This window comes from Streptomyces sp. NPDC091387 (assembly GCF_044756945.1).
Taxonomy (GTDB): domain Bacteria; phylum Actinomycetota; class Actinomycetes; order Streptomycetales; family Streptomycetaceae; genus Streptomyces.
The window spans coordinates 423829-446299 of record NZ_JBIVTZ010000006.1; the positions used below are offsets into that span (position 1 = coordinate 423829).

The 22471-nt window shown below is 69.2% G+C and carries 10 protein-coding genes; 5 read left to right on the forward strand and 5 right to left on the reverse strand.

From position 1 onward, the window contains the following. Positions 1-20 precede the first annotated feature (20 nt). Complete coding sequence (locus tag ACIQM0_RS15590) at positions 21-920, forward strand: GNAT family N-acetyltransferase (RefSeq protein WP_401286438.1); 900 nt, start codon at positions 21-23, stop codon at positions 918-920. Between the two features lie 77 nt (positions 921-997). On the opposite strand, the gene ACIQM0_RS15595 is transcribed toward ACIQM0_RS15590, so the two are convergent. Beyond that, positions 998-1633, reverse strand: a complete 636-nt coding sequence (locus ACIQM0_RS15595) for a DUF1707 domain-containing protein (RefSeq protein WP_401286439.1) — start codon at positions 1631-1633, stop codon at positions 998-1000. A 152-nt stretch (positions 1634-1785) separates the two neighbouring features. After that, complete coding sequence (locus ACIQM0_RS15600; RefSeq protein ID WP_401286440.1) at positions 1786-3549, reverse strand: ricin-type beta-trefoil lectin domain protein; 1764 nt, start codon at positions 3547-3549, stop codon at positions 1786-1788. 518 nt (positions 3550-4067) lie between these two features. On the opposite strand from ACIQM0_RS15600, the gene ACIQM0_RS15605 reads away from it, so the two are divergent. Next, a complete protein-coding gene (locus tag ACIQM0_RS15605; RefSeq protein ID WP_401286441.1) occupies positions 4068-7466 on the forward strand; it encodes a CARDB domain-containing protein in 3399 nt (1132 codons plus the stop codon). 105 nt (positions 7467-7571) lie between these two features. On the opposite strand, the gene ACIQM0_RS15610 is transcribed toward ACIQM0_RS15605, so the two are convergent. The 3 genes from ACIQM0_RS15610 to ACIQM0_RS15620 form a co-directional block, all read right to left on the reverse strand. Next, a complete protein-coding gene (locus ACIQM0_RS15610; protein WP_401286442.1) occupies positions 7572-8408 on the reverse strand; it encodes an alpha/beta fold hydrolase in 837 nt (278 codons plus the stop codon). Further along, entirely contained in the window at positions 8405-8998 is a 594-nt protein-coding gene (locus ACIQM0_RS15615) for a TetR/AcrR family transcriptional regulator (protein WP_401286443.1), read from the reverse strand. Before ACIQM0_RS15615 ends, ACIQM0_RS15610 begins: the two co-directional genes overlap by 4 nt. A 73-nt stretch (positions 8999-9071) precedes the next feature. Next, on the reverse strand, positions 9072-9710 hold the full coding sequence (locus tag ACIQM0_RS15620) for a LysE family translocator (RefSeq protein WP_401286471.1): 639 nt from the start codon (positions 9708-9710) through the stop codon (positions 9072-9074). 714 nt (positions 9711-10424) lie between these two features. On the opposite strand from ACIQM0_RS15620, the gene ACIQM0_RS15625 reads away from it, so the two are divergent. The 3 genes from ACIQM0_RS15625 to ACIQM0_RS15635 all read left to right on the forward strand — a co-directional run bounded on the left by ACIQM0_RS15625 (position 10425) and on the right by ACIQM0_RS15635 (position 22448). Beyond that, positions 10425-11273 (forward strand): sterol desaturase family protein, encoded by an 849-nt coding sequence (locus tag ACIQM0_RS15625; RefSeq protein ID WP_401286472.1) that lies wholly within the window; start codon positions 10425-10427, stop codon positions 11271-11273. 86 nt (positions 11274-11359) lie between these two features. Continuing rightward, the gene (locus tag ACIQM0_RS15630; protein ID WP_401286444.1) at positions 11360-20782 is read left to right on the forward strand and encodes an amino acid adenylation domain-containing protein; all 9423 of its coding nucleotides are present in this window, start codon (positions 11360-11362) and stop codon (positions 20780-20782) included. Then, complete coding sequence (locus tag ACIQM0_RS15635; protein ID WP_401286445.1) at positions 20772-22448, forward strand: phytoene desaturase family protein; 1677 nt, start codon at positions 20772-20774, stop codon at positions 22446-22448. The genes ACIQM0_RS15630 and ACIQM0_RS15635 overlap by 11 nt, the downstream gene beginning before the upstream one ends. The last annotated feature ends 23 nt before the right edge of the window (positions 22449-22471 follow it).

Consider the following 22471-nt stretch of genomic DNA (forward strand, 5'->3'; position numbering starts at 1 on the left):
TCTCTGACTAGAGTCAGAGAATGGACGCGGAACAGATCGACCAGGTGCGACGGTTCAACCGGACCGTCACCGAGCGCGTGGGCGTGCTCCAGGACAACTACCTTGCCTGCGACCGGCCCATCGGCGAGGCCCGGCTGCTGTGGGAGATCGGCGAGCAGGGCCAGGACGTACGGCGGCTGCGCGAGCGTCTCGGGCTCGACTCCGGATACGTCAGCCGGCTGCTCCGCGCCCTGCAGGCCGACGGTCTGGTCACGGTGGAGCCGCACCCCGGGGACAGGCGGGTGCGTCAGGTCCGGCTCACCCGGGCGGGGCACGAGGAGCGTGCCGTGCTCGACGGCCGCAGCGACGAACTGGCGGGCTCCCTGCTGGCCCCGCTCGACACCGGCCGGCGTGCCCGGCTCGTCGCCGCGATGGCCGAGGTCGAACGTCTGCTGACCGCCTCGACGGTGACCCTGGACGCCCTCGCCCCGGAACACCCCGATGCCCAGCACTGCCTCCGGTCCTACTCCGACGAGTTGGCGGAACGCTTCGAGACCGGCTTCGACCCCGTGCTGAGCCTGCTGCCCGACCCGGCCGGGCTCCGTGCGCCGCACGGTCTGTTCCTGGTCGCCCGGCTGCACGGCGAGCCCGTCGGCTGCGCCGGTCTGAAGCTGCCTCAGGACGGCACGGCCGAGATCAAGCGCATGTGGGTCGCGCCCCGCGCCCGGGGCCTCGGCCTCGGACGCCGGTTCCTGACGGAGCTGGAGGCGCGGGCCCGCGAACACGGCCGCGAGGTGTTGCGCCTGGACACCAACCGGGCGCTCACTGCCGCCATCCGCCTGTACCGCGCCACCGGCTTCGAGGAGGTCCCCGCCTTCAACGAGGAGCGGTACGCCGACCACTGGTTCGAGAAGAGGATCTCCACGGTCTCACCGGGGTGACGTCCCGCACGCTGTTCAGCGGCGGCCAAGGGTGGCCGGTTCGTCCCTGGCCGAACCCGGCTGCCCAAGGGCGTTGTTCAGTGGCCGAGTTGACCAGGTGTGCGACGCAACCGCTCCGACAGCTTCCGTCGCGGGGGCCGGGCGGTGATGTCACCGCCGCGGGGCTGCCCGGCCAGGAGTACACGCAGGACAGGGGAAGTGCCGGCGTCGGAGGCCGGCCGGATCTTGATCTCGCCGCTGCTGCGCTCCAGGCCGTCGGTGTCGACCACGATGCCCGGCCTGGTCACCAGAATCAGATTTCCCCCGATGCGCAGGTCTACATCGATGTGCAGGGTGCTGTGGGTGATCAACGCGTCGGTGAAGTCGAGCTTCGCCTCGCAGAACATCAGGCGGATCTCCATGCGGCGCGGAACCAACCAGCGGCCGGTGCGGGAGACATCACCGAAGCGCTGGTCGATCCGGACCAGATCCTTGGCCTGCGAGGGCATCCCTTCGGAGGGCAGGTCGGCGGTCAGCCGGGCCAGATCGCCGGCGGTGCGGGCGGACAACGCCGCGTCCAACCGCTCGTCCAGCTCGGCAGCGGTGATCCGGCCGTCGCCCGCGGCAACCTGAAGGATCTCCACGACCTGGTCCCGGTCCCGGTCGGACGCCCGCATGTCGGCCTTTGCGAGAGGCCCGGAAGAGCCGTCGGCTGGCCTGAGTTCACCCGTCATAAGGGCATTCTGGTGTACCGCCCGGAGCGCCGCAACGTTGGCGATCACGCTCCCTTGGGGAGCGGGAAACCACCGTCCCCACCGGTCTCCCGCTCCCCAGGGAGAGTGCCACCCGGAGGTCCGAGCGGCCGCACATGTGTCAGGACTCGCCCCTACTCGGCCAGGGCCCAGACCTGGTTCTGCTGATTGGGACGGGAGTTGGCGCAGGTGTCGACGAGCAGGGGATTGGTGTCGGTGGTCCGCGAGGCATACGAGTCGAGGCAGTGCCCGGGGGCTCCGGTGTTCTCCAGGAAGCCGTTGCGCCTGTATGTCCACTTCTGGGTAGCGTTGCCGTCGCAGGGGCTGAGCACGGCCCAGTAGCCGTTGTACGTGCTGTCGCTCCGCTGCACCGCGTCCAGGCACCTGCCCAGGGTGCGGACGGTGCCGTCGGGCGCCAGGGACCAGCGCTGGTTGGGGCCGGCGTTGCAGGTGTACAGGACGACCGGGTTGCCCGCCGCCGTGCCCGCGCCGCTGTCGTCGACGCACTTGCCGCCGATGCCGGTGATCTGACCGGTCGGCTGCCGGCCGGTGCAGCCCGCGCCGGGGGTGACCCGGAAGATGGCCGTGCCGTGCGGGGGCACGGTGGCGCCGATGGTGGCCGTGGTTGTCGTGGCTCCGGTCCAGAGGTCCTTGACCGAAACCGAACAGGAGCCGCCGCCCAGGAACCCGACATCGGCCGGCGTCGTGCTCGCCCGGACGGCCGTGGAGCCACGGTTCAGGAGGGACACGGCGAGGTCGCCGTCGGCCAGGGGCCGGGCCAGCACATCTACGGTGCCGTTGCGTGAGACGACCCCGGCCTGTCGGCCGAGCGGATCCTGATCGATGGCGATGATGTCCGTATTGCCCACGGTGGCAAGGGAGGAGGGGCTGAGCGCGGCGACGTCCGTGCTGAGGATCAGCGGCGAGGCCATCATCGACCAGAGTGCGAACTGGGTCCTGGACTCCTCGTCGGTGAGTGCGTCACCGGTGATGAGGAAGTCGGGGTCGTTCCAGCTTCCGGGTGCCGCATAGCGTGAGAGCAGCGAGTTGTATGCGTATTGCGCCATGACTCCGGCACCGTTGGTGCCCTTGTCCCACGCGGATCCGCCCATGTTGCGCATCTTGACGTCGTACCCGCCCCGCCAGAGCTGCCCGCTCTCGGAGGCTCCGTCGATCACGTCGTACCAGTCGGACAGATCGGATGCGCCGATGGAGAAGTATGCGGGGGACGATTCGGAGAACACCATGTCGCGCCCTGAGGCATTGGCCTTCATCGCGGCGGCGAAGTCGTTGTACGCGGAGATGTAACCCGTGGCGCTGCTCGCGGTGGACGGCATGTTGCAGCCGTCTAGTTTGATGAAGTCGACGCCCCAGGAGGCGAAGAGGTCCGCGTCCTGTCGGAAGTGGCCCCAGCTGCCCGGGAAGCCGCCGCAGGTTGTCGTTCCGATGTCTCCGTAGATGCCGAACTTGAGTCCCATCTTGTGCAGTTGGGAGCCGACGTACCCCATTCCGCCGGGAAACTTGGCGCTGTCGGCGGCGAGAGTGCCGTCGGCGCCTCGGGTCATGGTGCTCCAGCAGTCGTCGACGGTGACGGTGTCGTAGCCCTTCGCGGCCAGACCGGTGTCCACGAGTGCCTTGGCCTGCTCGAGGATGAGCTGCTGCGTCGGCCCCTGGTCCCCGTTGTTCGGCACGTTGGTGCCACAGCCGTAACGCGCCCAGTTGTTGAAGCCCATGGGCGGCGTGAGGGCCAGGGCGTTGCCGTTCGGGCTGGTGGCCGTGGGGGATGCCGCAGCCGTCGGTGCGGTCACCGTTCCTGTCAGCGTTCCTGTCAGCGCGACGGTGGCGGCCACGGCTGTGAGGGCCGTCTTCCACCCGCGGGACCGTTGGGTTCTCTTCATGATGACGCCGGTACTCCTGCCACTCAGCTTGAGCATGACAAAGGTAGGAGTTGTCAGTGCAGTACGTGCGCCGGGGTATGTCAATGGATGCTCGAAAGATCGATGCGGCAATCAACTTCAGCCACCAGTCGCACGCATGGTTCCAACTGGGGTGCTTGGCGGTCTCGTTGAGATCCGATGTATGGATGCTCCGGTGACTCGGTGAGGGATGCATCCAGTGGTGTGCGGCGCCCGGAGCCGGTGTGAGGACCGTTGACAAAAGTGTGACCTGCTAGAAACCTGTCACCTCGGCACCGCAAAATATTGACCAGATCACTCAAAATGCTAGGCAATGAGCGTGAGTTTCCCGGCAGGCGGCTCACTCTCCCTCCTGCCGGCGTACCTGATCGTTCCCCCATCGGTGCACCGGCAGCCCTCACCCCGGCCCCTGCCGGTCGCGTGACGCGGTACGCGTCGTGCGGCCGGTGACGCGTCGTCGTGCCCTCCCGGTCCCGCACCTCCACGGAACAGAGGACAGCATGAGATGGAAGCAGTTCAGATGGCGGTTCCTCATTGGTGCGGTGACAGCCGCGCTGATGACGGTCGGGCTCCTGCCGGTCACCGCCTCGGCGGCCGTACAGGGTCCCGACCTCGCCCTCGGTAAGCACGCGACGGCCAGTGGATCGAATGGCGCCTACCCGGCGTCGAATGTCACCGATGGCAGCCAGCAGACGTACTGGGAGAGCTCCGGCGCGCTCCCGCAGTGGGTGCAGATCGACCTCGGGGCCCGGTTCGACGTCGACCAGGTGGTGCTGAAGCTGCCGAACACCTGGGAAGCACGGACCCAGACACTCGGCGTGCAGGGCAGCGCGGACGGAAGCAGCTTCAGCGCCCTGTCCGCTTCGGTCGCACGGGTGTTCACACCGTCGGCGGGCAACACCGTCACCGTCGGCTTCACGGCCAAGCAGGCCCGGTACATCCGGTTGCAGGTGACGGCCAACACCGGCTGGAACGCGGCACAGCTCTCCCAGGTGGAGGTCTACGGAGAGGACGGCGGGGACGATCCGGGCCCGCCGACGACCGTCGGATCCAACCTGGCACTGAACAAGCCGATCGAGGCGTCCTCGTACACGCAGAACTTCGTGGCGGCCAACGCCAATGACGACAAGCCCGGCACGTACTGGGAGTCGAACGGCTACCCGGCGACGCTGACGGTGAAGCTCGGCGCCGACGCCGACATCGAGGCCGTCGTCGTCAAGCTCTCCCCGGACCAGGCCTGGGCGGCCCGCACCCAGGGGCTCCAGGTCCTCGGCCGCTCCCAGTCCGCCACCGGCTTCACCTCGCTCAAGGACCGGGCCGACTACGCGTTCAGCCCCACCGGCAACCAGAACACGGTGACGATCCCGGTGACCGGGCGGTACGCGGACGTCCAGCTCAAGTTCTTCTCCAACACCGGTGCTCCCGGTGCGCAGGTCGCCGAGATCCAGGTCGTCGGGACCGCCGCCCCCAACCCGGACCTGATCATCTCCGAACTGACGTGGTCGCCCGCCTCGCCGTCCGAGAAGGACGACGTCACCGTGAGCGCCACCGTACGCAACGTGGGTACGGCGCCGGCCGCTGCGACAACGGTCGATGTCAGCCTGGAGGGCGTGGTCGCCGGCAGCGCGCCGGTGAGCGGTCTCGCCGCCGGCGCCTCGGCCACCGTTCGGGTCGACGTCGGCAAGCGGCCGATGGGCACGTACAGCGTCTCTGCGGTGGTCGACCCGACCGACACGGTCATCGAGCAGGACAACAGCAACAACAGCCGCACCGCCTCCTCGAAGCTCGTGGTCGCCCAGAGCCCCGGCCCGGACCTGGAGGTGCTCGGCAGCACCTCCAGCCCGGCGAATCCCGCGGTGGGCTCCGCCGTCAGCTTCACCGTTTCCGTGCACAACCGCGGCACCACCGCGGTGAGTACACCGACGGTGACCCGACTCGTGGTGGAGAGCACCACGCTGAACGGCAACACCGGCACGATTCCCGCCGGCGGCACGGTCAGCGTGCCCATCAGCGGGAGCTGGACCGCGAAGAGCGGTGGTGCGAACCTGACCGCCACCGCGGACGCGACCGATGTCGTCGCCGAGACGAACGAGAACAACAACGTCTTCTCGCGCACCATCGTCGTCGGCCGCGGGGCCGCGGTTCCGTACACCGAGTACGAGGCGGAAAAGGGTGACTACCAGGGCACGTTGCTGACGTCCGACAAGAAGCGCACCTTCGGGCACACCAACTTCGCCACCGAGTCCTCGGGCCGCCAGTCCGTGCGGCTCAACTCCACTGGCGAGTACGCCGAGATCACCTCGACCGTTCCGTCCAACTCGATCGTGGTCCGCAACTCCATCCCCGACGCCCCCGGCGGCGGCGGAACGGAGGCCACGATCAGCCTCTACGTCAACGGCACCTTCGCCCGCAAGCTGACCCTCTCCTCCAAGCACAGCTGGCTGTACGGTGACACGGACAGCCCCGAGGGTCTGACCAACAGGCCGGGGGGCGACGCCCGCAGGCTGTTCGACGAGTCCAACGCGCTGCTGGGCCAGACCTACCCCGCCGGTACGAAGTTCCGTCTCCAGCGCGACGCGGGAGACTCGGCCTCCTTCTACATCATCGACCTCGTCGACCTGGAGCAGGTGGCACCGGCGGCCGTCCAGCCGGCCGGCTGCACCTCGATCACCGCCTACGGAGCCGTCCCGAACGACGGGATCGACGACACGGACGCCATCCAGCGGGCCGTGACGGCAAATCAGAACGGTGCCATCGGCTGTGTGTGGATTCCGCCGGGGCAGTGGCGGCAGGAGCAGAAGATCCTCACCGACGACCCGCTGAACCGGGGCCAGTACAACCAGGTCGGTATCCGCGACGTCACGATCCGCGGTGCCGGCATGTGGCACTCGCAGCTGTACACCCTGACCCCGCCGCAGGACGCGGGTGGCATCAACCACCCGCACGAGGGCAACTTCGGCTTCGACATCGACGACAACACCAAGATCTCGGACATCGCGATCTTCGGCTCCGGCACCATCCGGGGCGGCGACGGCAACGCCGAGGGCGGCGTGGGCCTGAACGGACGCTTCGGCAAGAACACCAAGATCACCAATGTGTGGCTGGAGCACGCGAACGTCGGCGTGTGGGTCGGCCGCGACTACGACAACATTCCGGACCTCTGGGGACCCGGTGACGGCGTCGAGTTCACGGGTATGAGGATTCGCAACACCTACGCGGACGGCATAAACTTCGCCAACGGCACCCGTAACTCAACGGTGTTCAACTCCTCCTTCAGGAACACCGGCGACGACTCGCTGGCCGTGTGGTCGAGCAAGTACGTGAAGAACCCGTCGGTGGACATCGGTCATGACAACCACTTCCGCAACAACACGATTCAGATGCCCTGGCGGGCCAACGGCATCGCGATCTACGGCGGTTACGGCAACACGATCGAGAACAACATCATCTCCGACACCATGAACTACCCCGGCATCATGCTGGCGACGGACCACGATCCGCTCCCGTTCTCCGGGCAGACTCTGATCGCCAACAACGAGCTCTTCCGCACGGGCGGGGCGTTCTGGGGCGAGGCCCAGGAGTTCGGCGCCATCACACTGTTCGCGGCCAGTCAGGACATCCCGGATGTCACGATCCGGGACACCGATATCCATGACTCGACCTACGACGGGATCCAGTTCAAGTCGGGCGGTGGATCCGTGCCCGGAGCCCAGATCTCGAACGTCCGCATCGAGAACTCGGTCAACGGATCGGGGATTCTGGCCCATGGAGGTGCACGGGGCAGTGCGACCCTGACCGATGTGACCATCACCGGTTCGGCCGACGGCGATGTCGTGGTCGAACCCGGATCACAGTTCGTCATCAACGGCAGCACCGGCAAGGCGTCCGCCAAGAAGTAGCTCCGGTCCTCGGACCGGACACGACCCGTCCCCCGGTCGGCACGCCACCACGGCGCGCCGACCGGGGGAGCGGTGTCGGGCCTGACACGGCCCGCTGCCATCGTCTCAGCCGCGGAGGACCGTGCGAAGGAGCTGACCGAACTCGGCGGGATGCGTGGTCACGCCGGTGTGCCCGCCGGGGAAGTGCTGGAGTTCGGTGCCGAAACGCTCGGCCAGGAAGGCGGCCGGACGGTAGGGCAGCTCACCGCGTGAGTCATCACCGCAGCCGAGTACGAGCCGGTCCGACAGTGCTTCGAGCCCGTGGATGTCCGGGGCGTAGGACATGAAGGCGGGCACGATGCGCCCGACGAAGTACGGCAGGTTGGTCATCGTCTGCTCCGCCCGCGCCGCTGCCTGCGGCGGAAGCTCGACCGCGGCCGCCGGCTCAGCCGTGTCACCGTCCTTCTTCAGCCCCGCGGCGAAGACCGTCATCGCCGGCATGAGCCCCTCCGTACGGAACGTCTCTGCCACCCGTGCGATGAGCGCGCGATGCCCGGGGGCGTCCGGAAGGACCTCCACCATCGGCGGCTCGTGCGCCACGACGCGTTCGACGTGTCCGGGACGGGCGGTGAGCAGGTGCACGGCGACGATCGCGCCCGAACTTGTGCCGAAGACGCGGGCAGGCTCACCGGGCGAGAGCAGTTCCAGCACGCGGAACGCGTCATCGGCATGCTCGGTCACCCGCTGCTCGGCCCCGGGGTCGTCAAGCGTGCTGCGGGACATACCGCGTGGGTCATAGGTCGCGACGGTGTATTCGGCGGCCAGATCGTCGGCGACCGCGTCGAAGGACGCGGCACCGCCCGCCCCTCCGGGGATCAGCAGGAGAAGCGGGCCGTGACCGCGCACCTCGTAGTGCAGGGTCGCACCGTCCACGCGAAAGCGTCCGACGGTCGGTTCCGTCATGCGGAGTCCCCTTCCCGGGACGGCGGCCAGTGCTCCAGCAGGGTGTGCAGGGCGTCGAGGGCCCTGACCCAGGACTGCTGCGGGGAACGTGCGTGCGCGAACCCGCCCGCGGCCTCCAGGGCGACGAATCCGTGGAACGTGCTGCGCAGCAGCCGGACCGCGTCGGTGAGGTCGGGCTCGGCCAGTCCGTAGCCCCGCAGCATGCCGTAGGTCAACTCGACCGCGCGCCGCGGTCCGGGCGCCTTCGTGGCCAGCTCGGGATCGATCTCCATGGGGGTCTGCGTCGCCGTGTAGCGGCCCGGATGCTCGTGGGCGTACTCCCGCCAGGCATCCGCGAACGCGACCAGCGCGTCCCTGCCCGCGCGCCCGGCGGTGGCCTCCGCGATGCGCATGGTCTTCTCGTCCGCCGCGAGCAGCGCGATCCGCCCACGCAGGTCGTCCAGACCGCGGACGTGCGTGTAGAGGCTCGCGTCCTTCACCCCGAGCCGCCGTGCCACCTGAGACATCGTCACCCGGTCGAGCCCGACCTCGTCGGCCAGTTCGGCGCCCGCGCCCGTCACCCGTTCGACTGTCAGACCAGCCCGTACCATGCGTCCTCCCGTAAACCTAGGATCTCTAGATATAAACTAGGGATCCTAGGAATGGCAACCGGGAGAGGGGCCATCAGTCCTTGCGTCCTGTCGCGGCGACGGTGACGCCGAGGCCGATCATCGCGAGTCCGCCGGCGCCGCCGACCAGGGCGAGGCGCTGCGGGGAGCGGGCGAACCAGCTTCGCGTAGTGGCGGCGACCAGCCCCCACACACTGTCGGAAGCCACCGCGATGACATTGAAGACCAGACCGAGCAGCAGCATCTGCACCATGACGTGCCCCTGTGCCCGGTCGACGAACTGGGGCAGTACCGCGGCGAAGAACACGATGGTCTTGGGATTGGCCACGCCGACCGCGAACCCCTCCCACAGGGTGCGCAGACCGCCCTGGGCGGGGCCGTCACGGGTGAAGGCGGTGTGCAGCGAACCACGCTGCCGCACCGCCTTGACGCCGAGGTGCACGAGGTATGCGGCGCCCGCCAGCTTCAGTACCGTGAAGACGAGGACCGAACGCTCCACCACGGCCCCGACTCCCAGGGCCACGGCCACGACCAGTGCATAGGCTCCGAGTGTGTTCCCCACGACGGTGGTCAGCGCGGCACGGCGCCCGTGCGCCAGCGCCCGCCCGATCACGAACAGCACGCTGGGGCCAGGGATCACGATCAGCAGGAATGACATGGCTGCGAATGCCAGCAGTCGGTCGGTGGACACCATGGAACTCATGTAAGCACGGGAGCCGTTGACGCCCACAGCCCTTTTCCCGCGCGGACCGTGAGACGGCCGCTGCGAGATCGGGCCAGGTGTCCGAATTCGATATGCCCGGCGTTCCCCGTCGTGCAGGCCGGCGGCTCCCCGGAATGCCCGGCGCCGCGGACGTGGTCGTTTCCGGTGCGATCCGCGATCCACCGGAACACCCGCAGGTGCGACATGACCTGCTGCGCGGTGCCGGCCCGGCGGGCGGGAATGAAACGAAAAGAATACTAAGTAACCCACATTGGCGACAGTGGGGCCTCTCTCTATTTCTTCCGGACCGAACGTCCGGTTCAATGACTGCGAGGCCAGTCACGGCGCTCGGGGGGAATCTCATCAAGTCATCGGTCGAGGATTGAAGCCGCTGGAAGCGGAAAAGAATGTAGCGGGCTCGTGCAGGACACCTCATGCGAGCTCACCGCATCGGGTCGGATCTCATTCTCACCCAACCGCATTCACCCTCAAGGGTGCGTGGGTTCTTGGTATCAAATTCCGTTACGCCCCTGGGCTTTCGGCTTCCGTATGAAGCCGGCAGCCCTGGTTCCCCTTGCAGCGACGCAGGCGGCGCGGCCGGTCAGCATGTCCACGGAGGTGTTTCGGGTGTACGAATACGAACGACGCGCCGACGGCTGCATTCGCTCCGCGCGGCGATTATCGGCGAGGTACCACCACCAGAGGATTCTGCGTGTCCTCGCTTATCCTCTGCTCCTGGCGGCCACCTGCGTGGTGGCTGCCGGTTCGCTGATTCTGCACTTGGATCCCGGTCGGGTCAGCCCGCTCTTCCTGGTGGGTACGCTCCTCTACCTGACCGTGCTCGAACGGCTGATCCCGCACCGGCGCGACTGGCATCCCAGCAGGACCGAATGGCGCTGGTACGGCGTCTACTTCCTTCTCACCATGGCAGGCAGTGCCCTGGCACAGTTCGGGGTGACGACCGCGGTCGGGAGGATTTCGCCGGCCGATCCCGCGCTCCCTCTGTGGGCCGAGATCCCGGCAGCCCTCCTGAGCGGTTCGCTGGCCAGCTACCTGGTACACCGGCTGGGACACACCAACCCACTGCTGTGGCGGCTGCACGGTGTGCACCACGTACCGCAGAAGGTCAACGTCGCGAACAACGGCGTCAACCACGTCCTGGACATCGCCCTCGCCCAGGGCGCCGTCCAACTCACCCTGTCGCTGGCCGGATTCTCTCGTGAGTCCGTACTCGCCACGGGGCTGTTCGTGGCCGCGCAGGGCTACTTCGTCCACGCCAACATCGACGTACGCATCGGCCGGCTCAACCACGTCCTGGCAAGCCCCGAACAGCACCGACTGCATCACAGCACGGAGCTGTCCGAGGCAGGCCACTACGGATCCGACCTGTCGTGCTGGGACCACCTCTTCGGAAGTTTCACCTGGCGGTCGGGGCGTGAGCCGGCCGCGGTCGGTCTCTGCGATCCCACGTCCTTCCCAGGAACCGGCGAGATTCTCGGGAGCCTTCTCCATCCGTGGCGCCGTGTGAAGAGGACCGGGGGCGAAAGCGTCTGACCCCGGAACCCGGGCCCCCGGCCCTGCACCACTGACTTCGGCGCTGCCTCCCGGCAGCGCGTCCACCTGATGAGGAGTGTGCGAACTTGGCTGACGCGATCAATGACGCTTCTACGGGCAAAGTTGCGATCATCGGTATCGGCTGCCGCTTTCCCGGCGAAGCATCGGACCACCGGGCCTTCTGGCAGAACCTGTTGGACGGCAAGGACTGCGTCATCCCCACGCCCGCGGACCGTTACGACGTCAACACCCTGAAGAGCCGCCACCGGGACAAGCCCGGTCGCCTGGCGGGTGGCAGGGGTGGATACATCGAGGGTTTCGACGAGTTCGAACCAGCCTTCTTCGGTATCAGCCCCCGCGAGGCCGACCACATGGACCCCCAGCAGCGCAAGCTCCTGGAAGTGGCCTGGGAGGCGCTGGAGGACGGCGGCCAACGGCCCGCCGATCTGGCAGGCAGCGACACGGCCGTCTACGTCGGTGCGTTCACGCTGGACTACAAGATCCTTCAGTTCGCCGATCTGAGCTTCGGCACGCTCGCCGCTCACACCGCGACCGGCACGATGATGACGATGGTGTCGAACCGGATCTCGCACTCCTTCGACTTCCGCGGCCCCAGCCTCTCGGTCGACACCGCGTGCAGCTCCTCCCTGGTCGCAGTCCACCTTGCGTGCCAGAGCCTGAACAGAGGAGAGAGCGGTCTCGCACTCGCGGGCGGTGTACTGCTGCACATGGCACCGCAGTACACCATCGCGGAGACGAAGGGCGGATTCCTGTCGCCCGAAGGGCGTTCCCGCACGTTCGACGCCTCGGCCGACGGCTACGTGCGTGCCGAGGGCGTCGGCCTGGTCGCGCTCAAGCGTCTGGAGGACGCCCTGCGGGACGGGGACCCGATCCATGCGGTGATCGTCGGCAGCGGCGTCAACCAGGACGGCCGGACCAACGGCATAACCGTCCCCAACGGTGAGGCCCAGGTCTCACTCGTGCGACGGGTCTGTGCCGAGGCCGGCATCACCCCCGGTGATCTGCAGTACATGGAGGCGCACGGCACCTCGACGCCCGTGGGCGACCCGATCGAGGCCAACGCACTGTCCCGCGCACTCGCCATCGGACGGGCCCCGGGCGCCGCCTGCTACGTCGGCTCGGTGAAGGCGAACATCGGGCACACGGAATCGGCCGCCGGGATCGCCGGGCTGATCAAGACCGCCCTGGCCCTCAGGCACCGCCGGATCCCGCCCCACATCAACCTCGAAAGGATCAACCCCGCCATCGACCGGGCCTCCTCGCCGTACGACATCCCCACCCGGGTGACGGACTGGCCCGAGCACGAGGGGCCGGCGCGGGCCGGGGTGAACGCCTTCGGCTTCGGCGGCACCAACGCCCACGCGGTCCTGGAGGAGGCACCCGCGCACACGGCGCACCCGGCACCCACCCGGTCCTCCCACGCCTCCCGGCCCTTCCGGTCGCAGGAGCGGAGCTGGAGCATTCTCCCCCTGACCACGCGTCACCCGGACGCCCTCCCGCAGATGGCGCAAGGCATCAGCCGCGAGCTCGCGGGCGGCCACGGACCCACGGTCGCCCTTGACGACCTCGGTCACACACTCGCCCACCGGCGCCAGCACCTCGAATCGCGTCTCTCCGTCGTCTACTCCTCCAAGGAGTCCCTGGACGAGGCGCTGGACACCTATCTGCGGGGCGATCCGCATCCCCGGGTGGTGCAGGGGCGGCAACTGGACGCCCAGGACCGGCGACTGGTCTGGGTGTTCACCGGCATGGGCCCGCAGTGGTGGGCCATGGGACGTGGGCTGCTGGCGAGCGAACCCGTGTTCCGGGACGCGGTCACCGCGTGCGACCGGGAGATCCGGAAGATCGCGGGATGGTCCCTCATGGACGAGATGGCGGCCGACGAGAGCCGGTCGCGGATGGCGGAGACCTGGCTCGCACAGCCGGCCAACTTCGCTGTACAGATCGGTCTGGCGGCCCTGTGGCGTTCGTACGGCGTCCGCCCGGACGCGGTGGTGGGGCACAGCACCGGAGAGATCGCCGCCTTCTACGAGGCGGGCGTCTACTCGCTGGAGGACGCGGTCAGGATCGCCGTCCACCGCAGCCGTCTCCAGCACACCCTGTCCGGAACGGGCACCATGCTCGCCGTCGGCCTGCCCGAGGCCGAGGCCGACCGCTGGGTACGCCCCTACGGGGACCGGATCTCCGTGGCCGCCGTCAACAGCCCCGCCTCGGTCACCCTGGCCGGGGACGGAACAGCGCTGACCGCGCTGGCCGACGCGTTGCGATCCGAACAGGTCTTCACCAAGTTCCTTGCGGTGGAGGTTCCTTACCACAGCGCCGCGATGGATCAGATCAAGGACGAACTGCTTACCGCGCTGGCAGACATCGAGCCCCGTCCGGCGACGGTTCCGGTCCATCTCACGGGCCAGGAGGGCGTAGCCGAGCACGTCGAGCTGGACGCCGCCTACTGGTGGAAGAACGTCCGTGACCGCGTGCGCTTCCGCGCGGCCGTGGACCGGCTCGCCGACGACGGATACCGGCTGTTCCTCGAGATCGGCCCCCACCCGGTCCTCGGACACTCCATCCGCGAATGCCTGGAGGCCAAGGGGCGCACCGGTGTCTCGGTGCCCTCGGTGCGCCGCGAGGAGGACGAACCCGAGCGCTTCGCGGTGTCCCTGGCGACACTGCACAACTTCGGGCTCGGCATCGCGTGGGACGTACTCCAGCCCGTCGGGGAGACCGTCCCGCTGCCCCGCTACCCATGGCGCCGCGACCGTCACTGGACGGAGCCGGGCGCCGTCGCACAGGTCCGGCTCGGGCTGCTCGACCACCCCCTGCTGGGCCGCCGCACGGACCACACCGAACCGACCTGGCAAGCCCGGCTCGACACCGAGCGGCTGCCGTACCTCGCCGATCACCGCATTCAGGAATCCGTCGTGTTTCCCGCGGCCGGCTACCTGGAGATGGCCACACAAGCCGTGCGGGAGCTGACCGGCGGTACGGACGTCGTGCTGGCCGACATCGATCTGCGCAAGGCGCTCTTCCTCGCCGAGGACGACGTCCGCACGGTTCACCTCTCCGTGTCGTTGGAGGACGGCGGCTTCGTCGTCGCCTCCGCCGCGGCCGGTCCCGAGGCGGAGCGCACCGTGCACGCGAGCGGAGTGGTGCGTACCGCGCAGCGCCGCTCGGCCGGGCCGGCGCTGCACGCGGGCCCGATCAGGGAACGGAGCCTGCGTCGGCTGGACAATCAGGAGTGCTACGCCGCGCTGGCCGCGCTGGGCTACCAGTACGGTCCCGCCTTCCAGGCCATCGAGGAGGTCTGGATCGGCACCGACGAGGTCCTGGCGCGGATCAGTCCGCCCGCGGTGATCGGGGACGGCGCGGCGGGCCACCACATTCACCCGGTGCTGCTCGACGCCTGCTTCCAGGCTCTGCTGACGCCGCAGATCCTGGCCGGGGAGACAGCGTCGGCGGGTACCGGTATCCGGCTGCCGCTGTCGCTCGAGGAGATGAGCGTCTCGCCCGTCGGGGACCAGCCCCTGTGGGTGCACGGCACGGTGCGCCGCCACGACGGGGACGAACTGGTCGGCGACCTCGCGCTGTACGCCGAGGACGGGACGGCGCTGGGCCGTATGCGGGGTTTCCGTGCGGCCGACGTGGAGAAGGCCTCGGGGGCCGTCTCCCGGAGCACTGTGGACTCCTGGCTCGCGGAACCCGTCTGGACCGACCGCCCGTGGGCGGCGGCCTCCGCGGAAGCGGCGCAGGGTCCCGGCACCGAGGAGCCGCAGGACTGGCTCGTCCTGGCGGACGACGGGGGAGTCGGGGACGCCTTCGCGGAGATGGTTACCGCGCGCGGTGATCGCTGCCGCACGGTACGCGTGGGCGACCACGACGGCCGGTCGGCGGAGAACGGGAAGTTATCCGGTGCACCGGACTGCGCAGCCCTGCTGGAGCAGCTCTTCGCCGAGCTGGACCGGGACGGCGCGCCCTTCCGCGGAACGGTCGTGCACCTGTGGAACCTCGACCTGCCCGACCTCGCGGACTGTGAGCGCAAGGACCTGGCGCGGGCCGCGGACAGCGGCGCGTACTCCCTCGTCGCGCTCGCCAGGATCCTCCTCGCCCGGCAGGCCGGCGGACGGCTGCACGTGGTCACCCGCGGCGCCCAGCCCGTCTCACCGGGGGAAGGGGCCGAACCGCTCGGGGCGCCCGCCTGGGGCGTGACGCGCGTGCTCCGGCACCAGGAACTGGCCGGTCACCGTGGCAAACTCGTCGACCTCGACCCCGCACAGGAGCCCGGCGCACCCGGCGTCCGCGCGGACGCCGAGGCATTGCTGCGCGAGTTCCTCAGCGATGACGAGGAGGAGATCGGGCTGCGCGGCGACCGCCGGGCGACCAGCCGCATCCGGCCCGCCGAGGGGCTGACACGCCCGCTGCCGCTGCGCCTGCGGGCGGACGGGAGCTATCTCGTCACCGGCGCGTTCGGGGCGCTGGGCCGGCTGCTGTGCCGGACGCTGGTGAAGCGCGGGGCCCGTCGGCTCATCCTGATGAGCAGGACCCCCGTACCGGGGCGCGACGCCTGGCGGGCGACCGACCCTGCCACGGCTCAGGGCAGGGCCGTCGCTCTCCTCAGGGAGCTGGAGGCCGCCGGCGCACAGACGGTCCTGGCACCGGTCGACGTGACGGACGAGCACGCGCTGACCGCCTGGCTCGACGAGCACCGGCGGGGCGGAGCACCGCCCGTGCGTGGCGTGTTCCACCTGGCCGGCCAGGTACGGGACAGGCTTGTCGCCGACATGGACCGCCCCACGTTCGACGCGGTGCTCGACCCGAAGGCCGTGGGGGCGTACCTGCTGGACAAACACCTGCGGGACGAACCACTCGAACACTTCGTGCTCTTCGCCTCGATCGCCTCGCTGCTGACGACCGCGGGCCAGACCAACTACGCCGCTGGCAACGCCTTCCTGGACGCGCTGGCCCATCGGCGGCGTGCGCAGGGTTTGCCGGCCCTGAGCCTTGACTGGGGCCCCTGGGCGACGGGAATGATCGAGGAACTGGGCCTGGTCGACCACTACCTCCGCAGCCGGGGAATGAGCTCGCTGTCCCCGGGAGCGGGGATGACCGTACTGGAACGCGTCATCGGACAGGACCGGGCACAGCTGCTCGTCGCCACGGTCGTCGACTGGCCGACCTTCCTGGCCTGGTACGACTCCCCGCCACCGCTGGTCACCGAATTGGCCGCGGCCGCTCAGGAACACGCGGTGGAGGAGGGCGGCGGATTCCTCGACGCGTTCCGCGACGCAGGGGAGACGGAACGCCGTCGCCTGGTGACCGACCGGTTCACGGCGCTCACCGCCACGGTCCTCCGGGCCGCGGCGCACGAGATCGACCCCGCGGCCGGGCTCACCGGGCTCGGGCTCGACTCACTGCTCGCGATGGAGCTGCGCGCCAGGACACAGGCCGATCTCGGCATCGCCCTGCCCGTGGTCGCCCTGCTGAGCGGTACCTCCGTCGGCGAACTGGCCGGCCGGCTGTACGACGGCCTGGCAGAACGGGTGGCGGCGGGTAGCGCGGGGGAGAGCGACGCGACGGCCGTCGAGGTGTTCACCGACGAGCTGAACCACCCCCTGACCCAGAACCAGAAGGCGCTCTGGTTCCTCAAGCAGCTCAATCCCGACGGCTACGCGTACAACATCGGCGGCGCCGTGGAGGTGCGCGCCGAACTCGAACCCGAGCTGATGTTCGAGGCGGTGCGCACGCTCATCGCGCGCCATCCGTCACTGCGCGCCAACTTCCATCTGGAGGACGGCGTGCCGGTGCAGCGCACGACCTCCGGGACGGAGCCCGACCTCGGACTGTTCGACGTCCAGGGCCAAAGCTGGGAGGACATCCAGCGAACGATCATCCGCGAGTACCGCAAGCCGTACGACCTCGAACGCGACCGGCTGGTGCGGTTCCGGCTGTTCAAACGGGGGCCGAGCCGCTGGATCATCATGAAGGCCGTCCACCACATCGTCTCGGACGCGATCTCGACCTTCACCTTCATCGAGGAACTGCTCGCCGTGTACGAGGCACTGAAGCAGGGCCGGGAACCCTCGCTGCCGCCGGTGGGCGCCAGGTACCTGGACTTCCTCAACCAGCAGAACCGGTTCCTGGCAGGCCGCGAGGCCGGCGGAATGCTTGAGTACTGGCGCTCCCACCTGCCCGCCGAGGTCCCGCTCCTGGACCTGCCGACCGACCGGCCCCGTCCAGCGGTGCAGACACACAACGGCGCCTCGGAGTTCTTCGTCCTCGATGACGAGCTCAGTGCCCGGGTCCACGCGCTGGCACAGGAACACGGCGTGACGCCGTTCATGGTGCTGCTCAGCGCCTACTACGTACTGCTGCACCGCTACTCCGGCCAGGACCACGTCGTCGTCGGCAGCCCGGTGACCGGCCGTACCCACCAGGAGTTCGCCTCGGTCTACGGCTACTTCGTCAACCCGTTGCCGCTGCACGCGGACCTGTCCGCGGGCCCCACGGTCGCGGAGTTGCTGGAGCAGGTCCGCAGGACGGTCCTGAACGGCCTGGACAACCAGGAGTACCCGTTCGTCCTGCTGGTCGAGGAACTGGGGCTCCAGCACGACCCCAGCCGCTCGGCCGTGTTCCAGGCGATGTTCATCCTGCTCACCCACAAGGTGGCCACCGAGCAGTACGGATACCGGCTGGAGTACATCGAACTCCCCGAAGAGGAAGGACAGTTCGACATCACCCTGTCCGTCTACGAGGACGAGGCGGAGGGACGCTTCCATTGCGTGCTCAAGTACAACACCGACCTCTTCCTGTCTCAGACCGTGCGCCGCATGGCCTCGCACTACGTCCAACTGCTCGACAGCATGACGCGAGCGCCCGCCGAACTGCCCACCCCGAGGCTGGAGATGCTCGGCACACAGGAGCGCGAGCAACTGGTCACCGAGTGGAGCGGCGCCTCCCGGCTGCCGGCCGTCGCCGAGCGGCAGCCGGACCGGGACAGGCCGGTCCATCACCTGATCGGGGATATCGCCGCCGCACAGCCCGAGGCCGTCGCCGTCTCGGTACCGACCCTGCGGGGAGGCACGGCAGACCTGACGTACGGGGAGCTCGACCGCAGGGCGAACGCCAGGGCCCGGCGGCTGCGCGAGCTGGGCGTGTTGCCCGGTTCCGTCGTGGGGCTGTGCCTCGACAAGTCGCCTGAGCTGGTCGTCACCCTTCTCGCGGTGCTCAGGGCGGGAGGCGCCTACCTGCCGGTCCATCCCGATCAGCCGGCCGACCGCGTCGCCCACGTACTGGGCATCGCGGAGGCCGACCTCATCGTCGTCGACGACACGCGTGCCGCATGGGCCGAGGGCCTGCCGGCCACCGTGGTGACCCCGGCCGGGCTGCGCCCGACGGAGACGGAGGGGCCGGCCCCGCAGGGGACGGCCGACCTCGACTCGCCCGCCTACGTCATCAACACCTCGGGATCCACCGGCCGCCCCAAGGCCGTGCGGGTCAGCCATCGCAGCCTCGCCTCCGCGTACGGGGCCTGGTTCGAGGAGTACCGGCTGGCGGACGAGGCACGTGTCCATCTCCAGATGGCGGAGCCCTCGTTCGACGTGTTCACCGGTGACCTGGTGCGCGCCCTGTGCTCGGGCGGCCGCCTGGTACTGGCCGACCGGGACCTGATCTTCGACACAGCCCGGCTGTACCGCACGATGCGGACGGAACGGGTCGACTGCGCGGAGTTCGTCCCCGCCGTCGTACGGGGTCTGATGGACCACTGCGAGCGCGAGGGGGAACGGCTCGACTTCATGAGCCTGCTGGTAGTCGGTTCCGATGCGTGGAAGGTGGCCGAGTACGAGCGGCTGCGCGGTCTGTGCGGTGCGGCCACCCGGGTGATCAACTCCTACGGCGTCACCGAGGCCACCATCGACAGCGCCTTCTTCGAGGGGCCCGCGGACGGCCTCGAGCCCGGCCTGATGGTGCCGATCGGCCGGCCGCTGGCGAACAGCACACTCCATGTCCTCGACGAGCACGGCGAACCGGTCCCGCCCGGTGTGCCGGGCGACCTGTGGATCGGCGGCGAAGGCGTCGCGATCGGGTACGCCGGGGACCCGGACCAGACGGCGCAACGCTTCGTGACGTGGAACCTGAGCCGCGAGCCCGGCGCCGCACCGGTACGGCTGTACCGGACCGGCGACGTGGCACGCTGGGACACACACGGCCGGATGCACCTCCTCGGACGCAGCGACCACCAGGTCAAGCTGCGCGGTCACCGGATCGAGATCGCGGAGATCGAGTCGCATCTGACGGGCTGGCCGGGCCTCGCCCGCGCGGTGGTGGCCGTCCGCCCCGACGCCGCGGGGGACGCGACCCTCTGCGCCTACTGCGTGGCGGAGCCGGGGGAGGCGCTGGACCGGCGCGCCTTGCGCCGCCATCTCGCGGGAGCCGTACCGGCCTTCATGGTCCCCTCCCATGTCGTCGAGCTGCCCGGACTGCCGCTCACCCTGCACGGAAAGATCGACGTCGCCGCGCTCCCGGTGCCGGCCGTTGCGGACCGGCAGCAGTCGTACGAAGCGCCGGTGACCCTCTACGAACGGAGCATGGCCCGGCACTGGGAAGCCCTGCTCGGGATGGACCGGGCGGGACTGGGGGACGACTTCTTCGAATCCGGCGGCAGTTCGATCAAGCTGATCGAGCTCCTCCACCACCTGCGGACCGAGTTCGGCATCGGCGTCCCCGTCAGCCGCCTGTACCAGGCCACGACCCTTCACGGCATGGCCGCGGCCGTGGAGGACCTGGTCAACAGCACGACGTCCGAGGAACTTCCCTACCTGACCTTCAACCCCGGGCAGGGGCAGCCCGTTTTCTGCTTCCCCCCGGCGGGTGGCCACGCGCTCGTCTACCGCAGCTTCGCGGAGCAGCTCCCCCAGTACCGGATCGTCGCGTTCAACTATGTGCCCGGCGACGACAAGGTGGCCCGCTACGCGGACCTGGTGGAGTCCGTCGGGTCCGAGGGCCCCTGCCGGCTGCTCGGGTACTCGCTGGGCGGCAACCTCGCGTTCGAGGTGGCCAAGGAACTCGAGTCACGCGGGCGCGAGGTCTCGCACGTCGTGGTGCTGGACTCCCGCCGCATCCTGGAGAGGTACGAGCCTGGCGAGGAGGGCGTCCGGACCTTCGAGGCGGAGCTGGGCCGCCACCTGTACCAGCACACCGGCTCCGAGATCGTCGCCAAGACAGTGCTCGAACACGCGGCCGAGTATCTGGAGTTCTGTGGCAGAACCCCCAACACCGGGACGGTGGCGGCCTCGGTCGGCGTCGTGACCGACGAGGAGAAGGCAGGCCTCTACGCCGTCGGCGCCCCGGGCGCCTGGCACGGCAGCTCCACCGGCGGGACCCACGTTCTGCGGGGCTCCGGGACCCACGCCGACATGCTCGACCCCAAACACCTCCCGCGCAACGCCGCCCTGGTACGCGCCCTTCTCACGGGGGACGCGGACCATGCCGGATGAGGACGACTGGGACACCCCGCACCGCACGCCCGGCAGCGCTCCCCGCGTCATCGTCATCGGCGCGGGCATGGCAGGCCTGTCCACCGGCTGCTACGCACAGATGAGCGGGATGCGGACCCGCATCTTCGAGAAACACGTGCTGCCCGGCGGATGCTGCACCGCCTGGTCCCGTGACGGCTACCTCTTCGACTACTGCATCGAGTGGCTGATCGGCACCGCCGCGGGCAACGACGCCAACCAGGTCTGGCGTGAACTGGGCGCGCTCGACGGCAAGACGGTCAGGAACTTCGACCTGTTCAACAAGGTCGTCGACGAGGGCGGCAGATCGGTGACCTTCTGGAACGATCCGGCACGTCTGGAGGAACACCTGCTGCGCGTCTCGCCCGCCGACGCCCGGCTGATCCGCTCCTTCTGCCGTGACCTGAGGCGGTTCACGGAGATCGAGCTCTATCCGTTCCTGACCGCGCCCGCCCTGCGGACCGTACGGGAGAGAGCGGCGACACTGCGCACCGTACTGCCGGCCTTCCGCCTCTTCTGGCGCACCGCGGCCACGCCGATGCACCGATTCGCTGACCGGTTCGAGGACCCGCTGCTGCGCAGAGCCTTCCGGAACATCTTCTTCCAGGATCCCGAGGGCTTCCCCCTGCTCCCGTACCTGTTCAACATGGCCAGCGCCTACCACGGCAACGCGGGCTTCCCGCAAGGTGGTTCGCTCGGCCTCGCCCGGTCGGTCGAGGAGCGGTACACCGGACTCGGCGGGACGGTGACCTACCGCGCCCGCACCGAGAAGGTACTGGTGGACAACGACCGTGCCATCGGGATCGAGCTCCGCAACGGCAGGAAGTACTACGCCGACCACATCGTGTCGGCCTGCGACGGACACACCACGATCTACGGACTGCTGGAGGGCAGATACACCGGCCCGAGGATCGACAAGCTCTACACCGAACTGCTGGAACGCCCCGGAACGCTGTTTCCCGCCGTGGTCTCCGCCTTCGTCGGCATCCGCGGCGCGCTTCCCGCCGAGGACGCCCACAGCACCACCTACCTGCTCCCGCCCGAGGAGGCCGCCGAACTGCCGGGCGCGCTCCAGAGCAGCCTGGTGGTCCAGCTGCGGTCGCGCTACTCGGACGGCTTCGCCCCGCCCGGGAAGTCGGTGGTCCACTGCACCTACTTCAGCGACTACACCTACTGGAAGGCGCTGCGCCACAGCGACCGCAAGGCCTACTGGGCGCAGAAGCGCCAGGTGGCCGACTTCGTACGGCGGTTCCTGGAGAGGCTCTGGCCGGGCACGGCCGAGCGGATCGACCTGGTGGACGTGGCCTCGCCGGCGACGACCCGGCGGTACACCGGGAACCACAACGGTTCGATCCTGGCCTGGAAGGCGTTCTCCGACGCCGACGACGTATCAGCCGAGCTGGTCGGCAAGGACCGGATGCGGCTGCCCGGACTCAGCGGGTTCTCCATGGCCGGCCAATGGGTCGGCATGGGCGGCCTGATCCGTGCCGCGTCCACCGGCCGCTTCGCCACCCAGTACCTGTGCGAAGAACTGGGCCTCCCGTTCAGGGCGTGGGAGAGCTGCGGCACCGCTCCCTGGCACCCGGACAGGCTGGGGCAGCTGCCCCAGCTCGACCGGTGGTCCTCCAAGGAGGGAACCGGCGCGTGACGACAGAGAAGAACGGCCCCGTG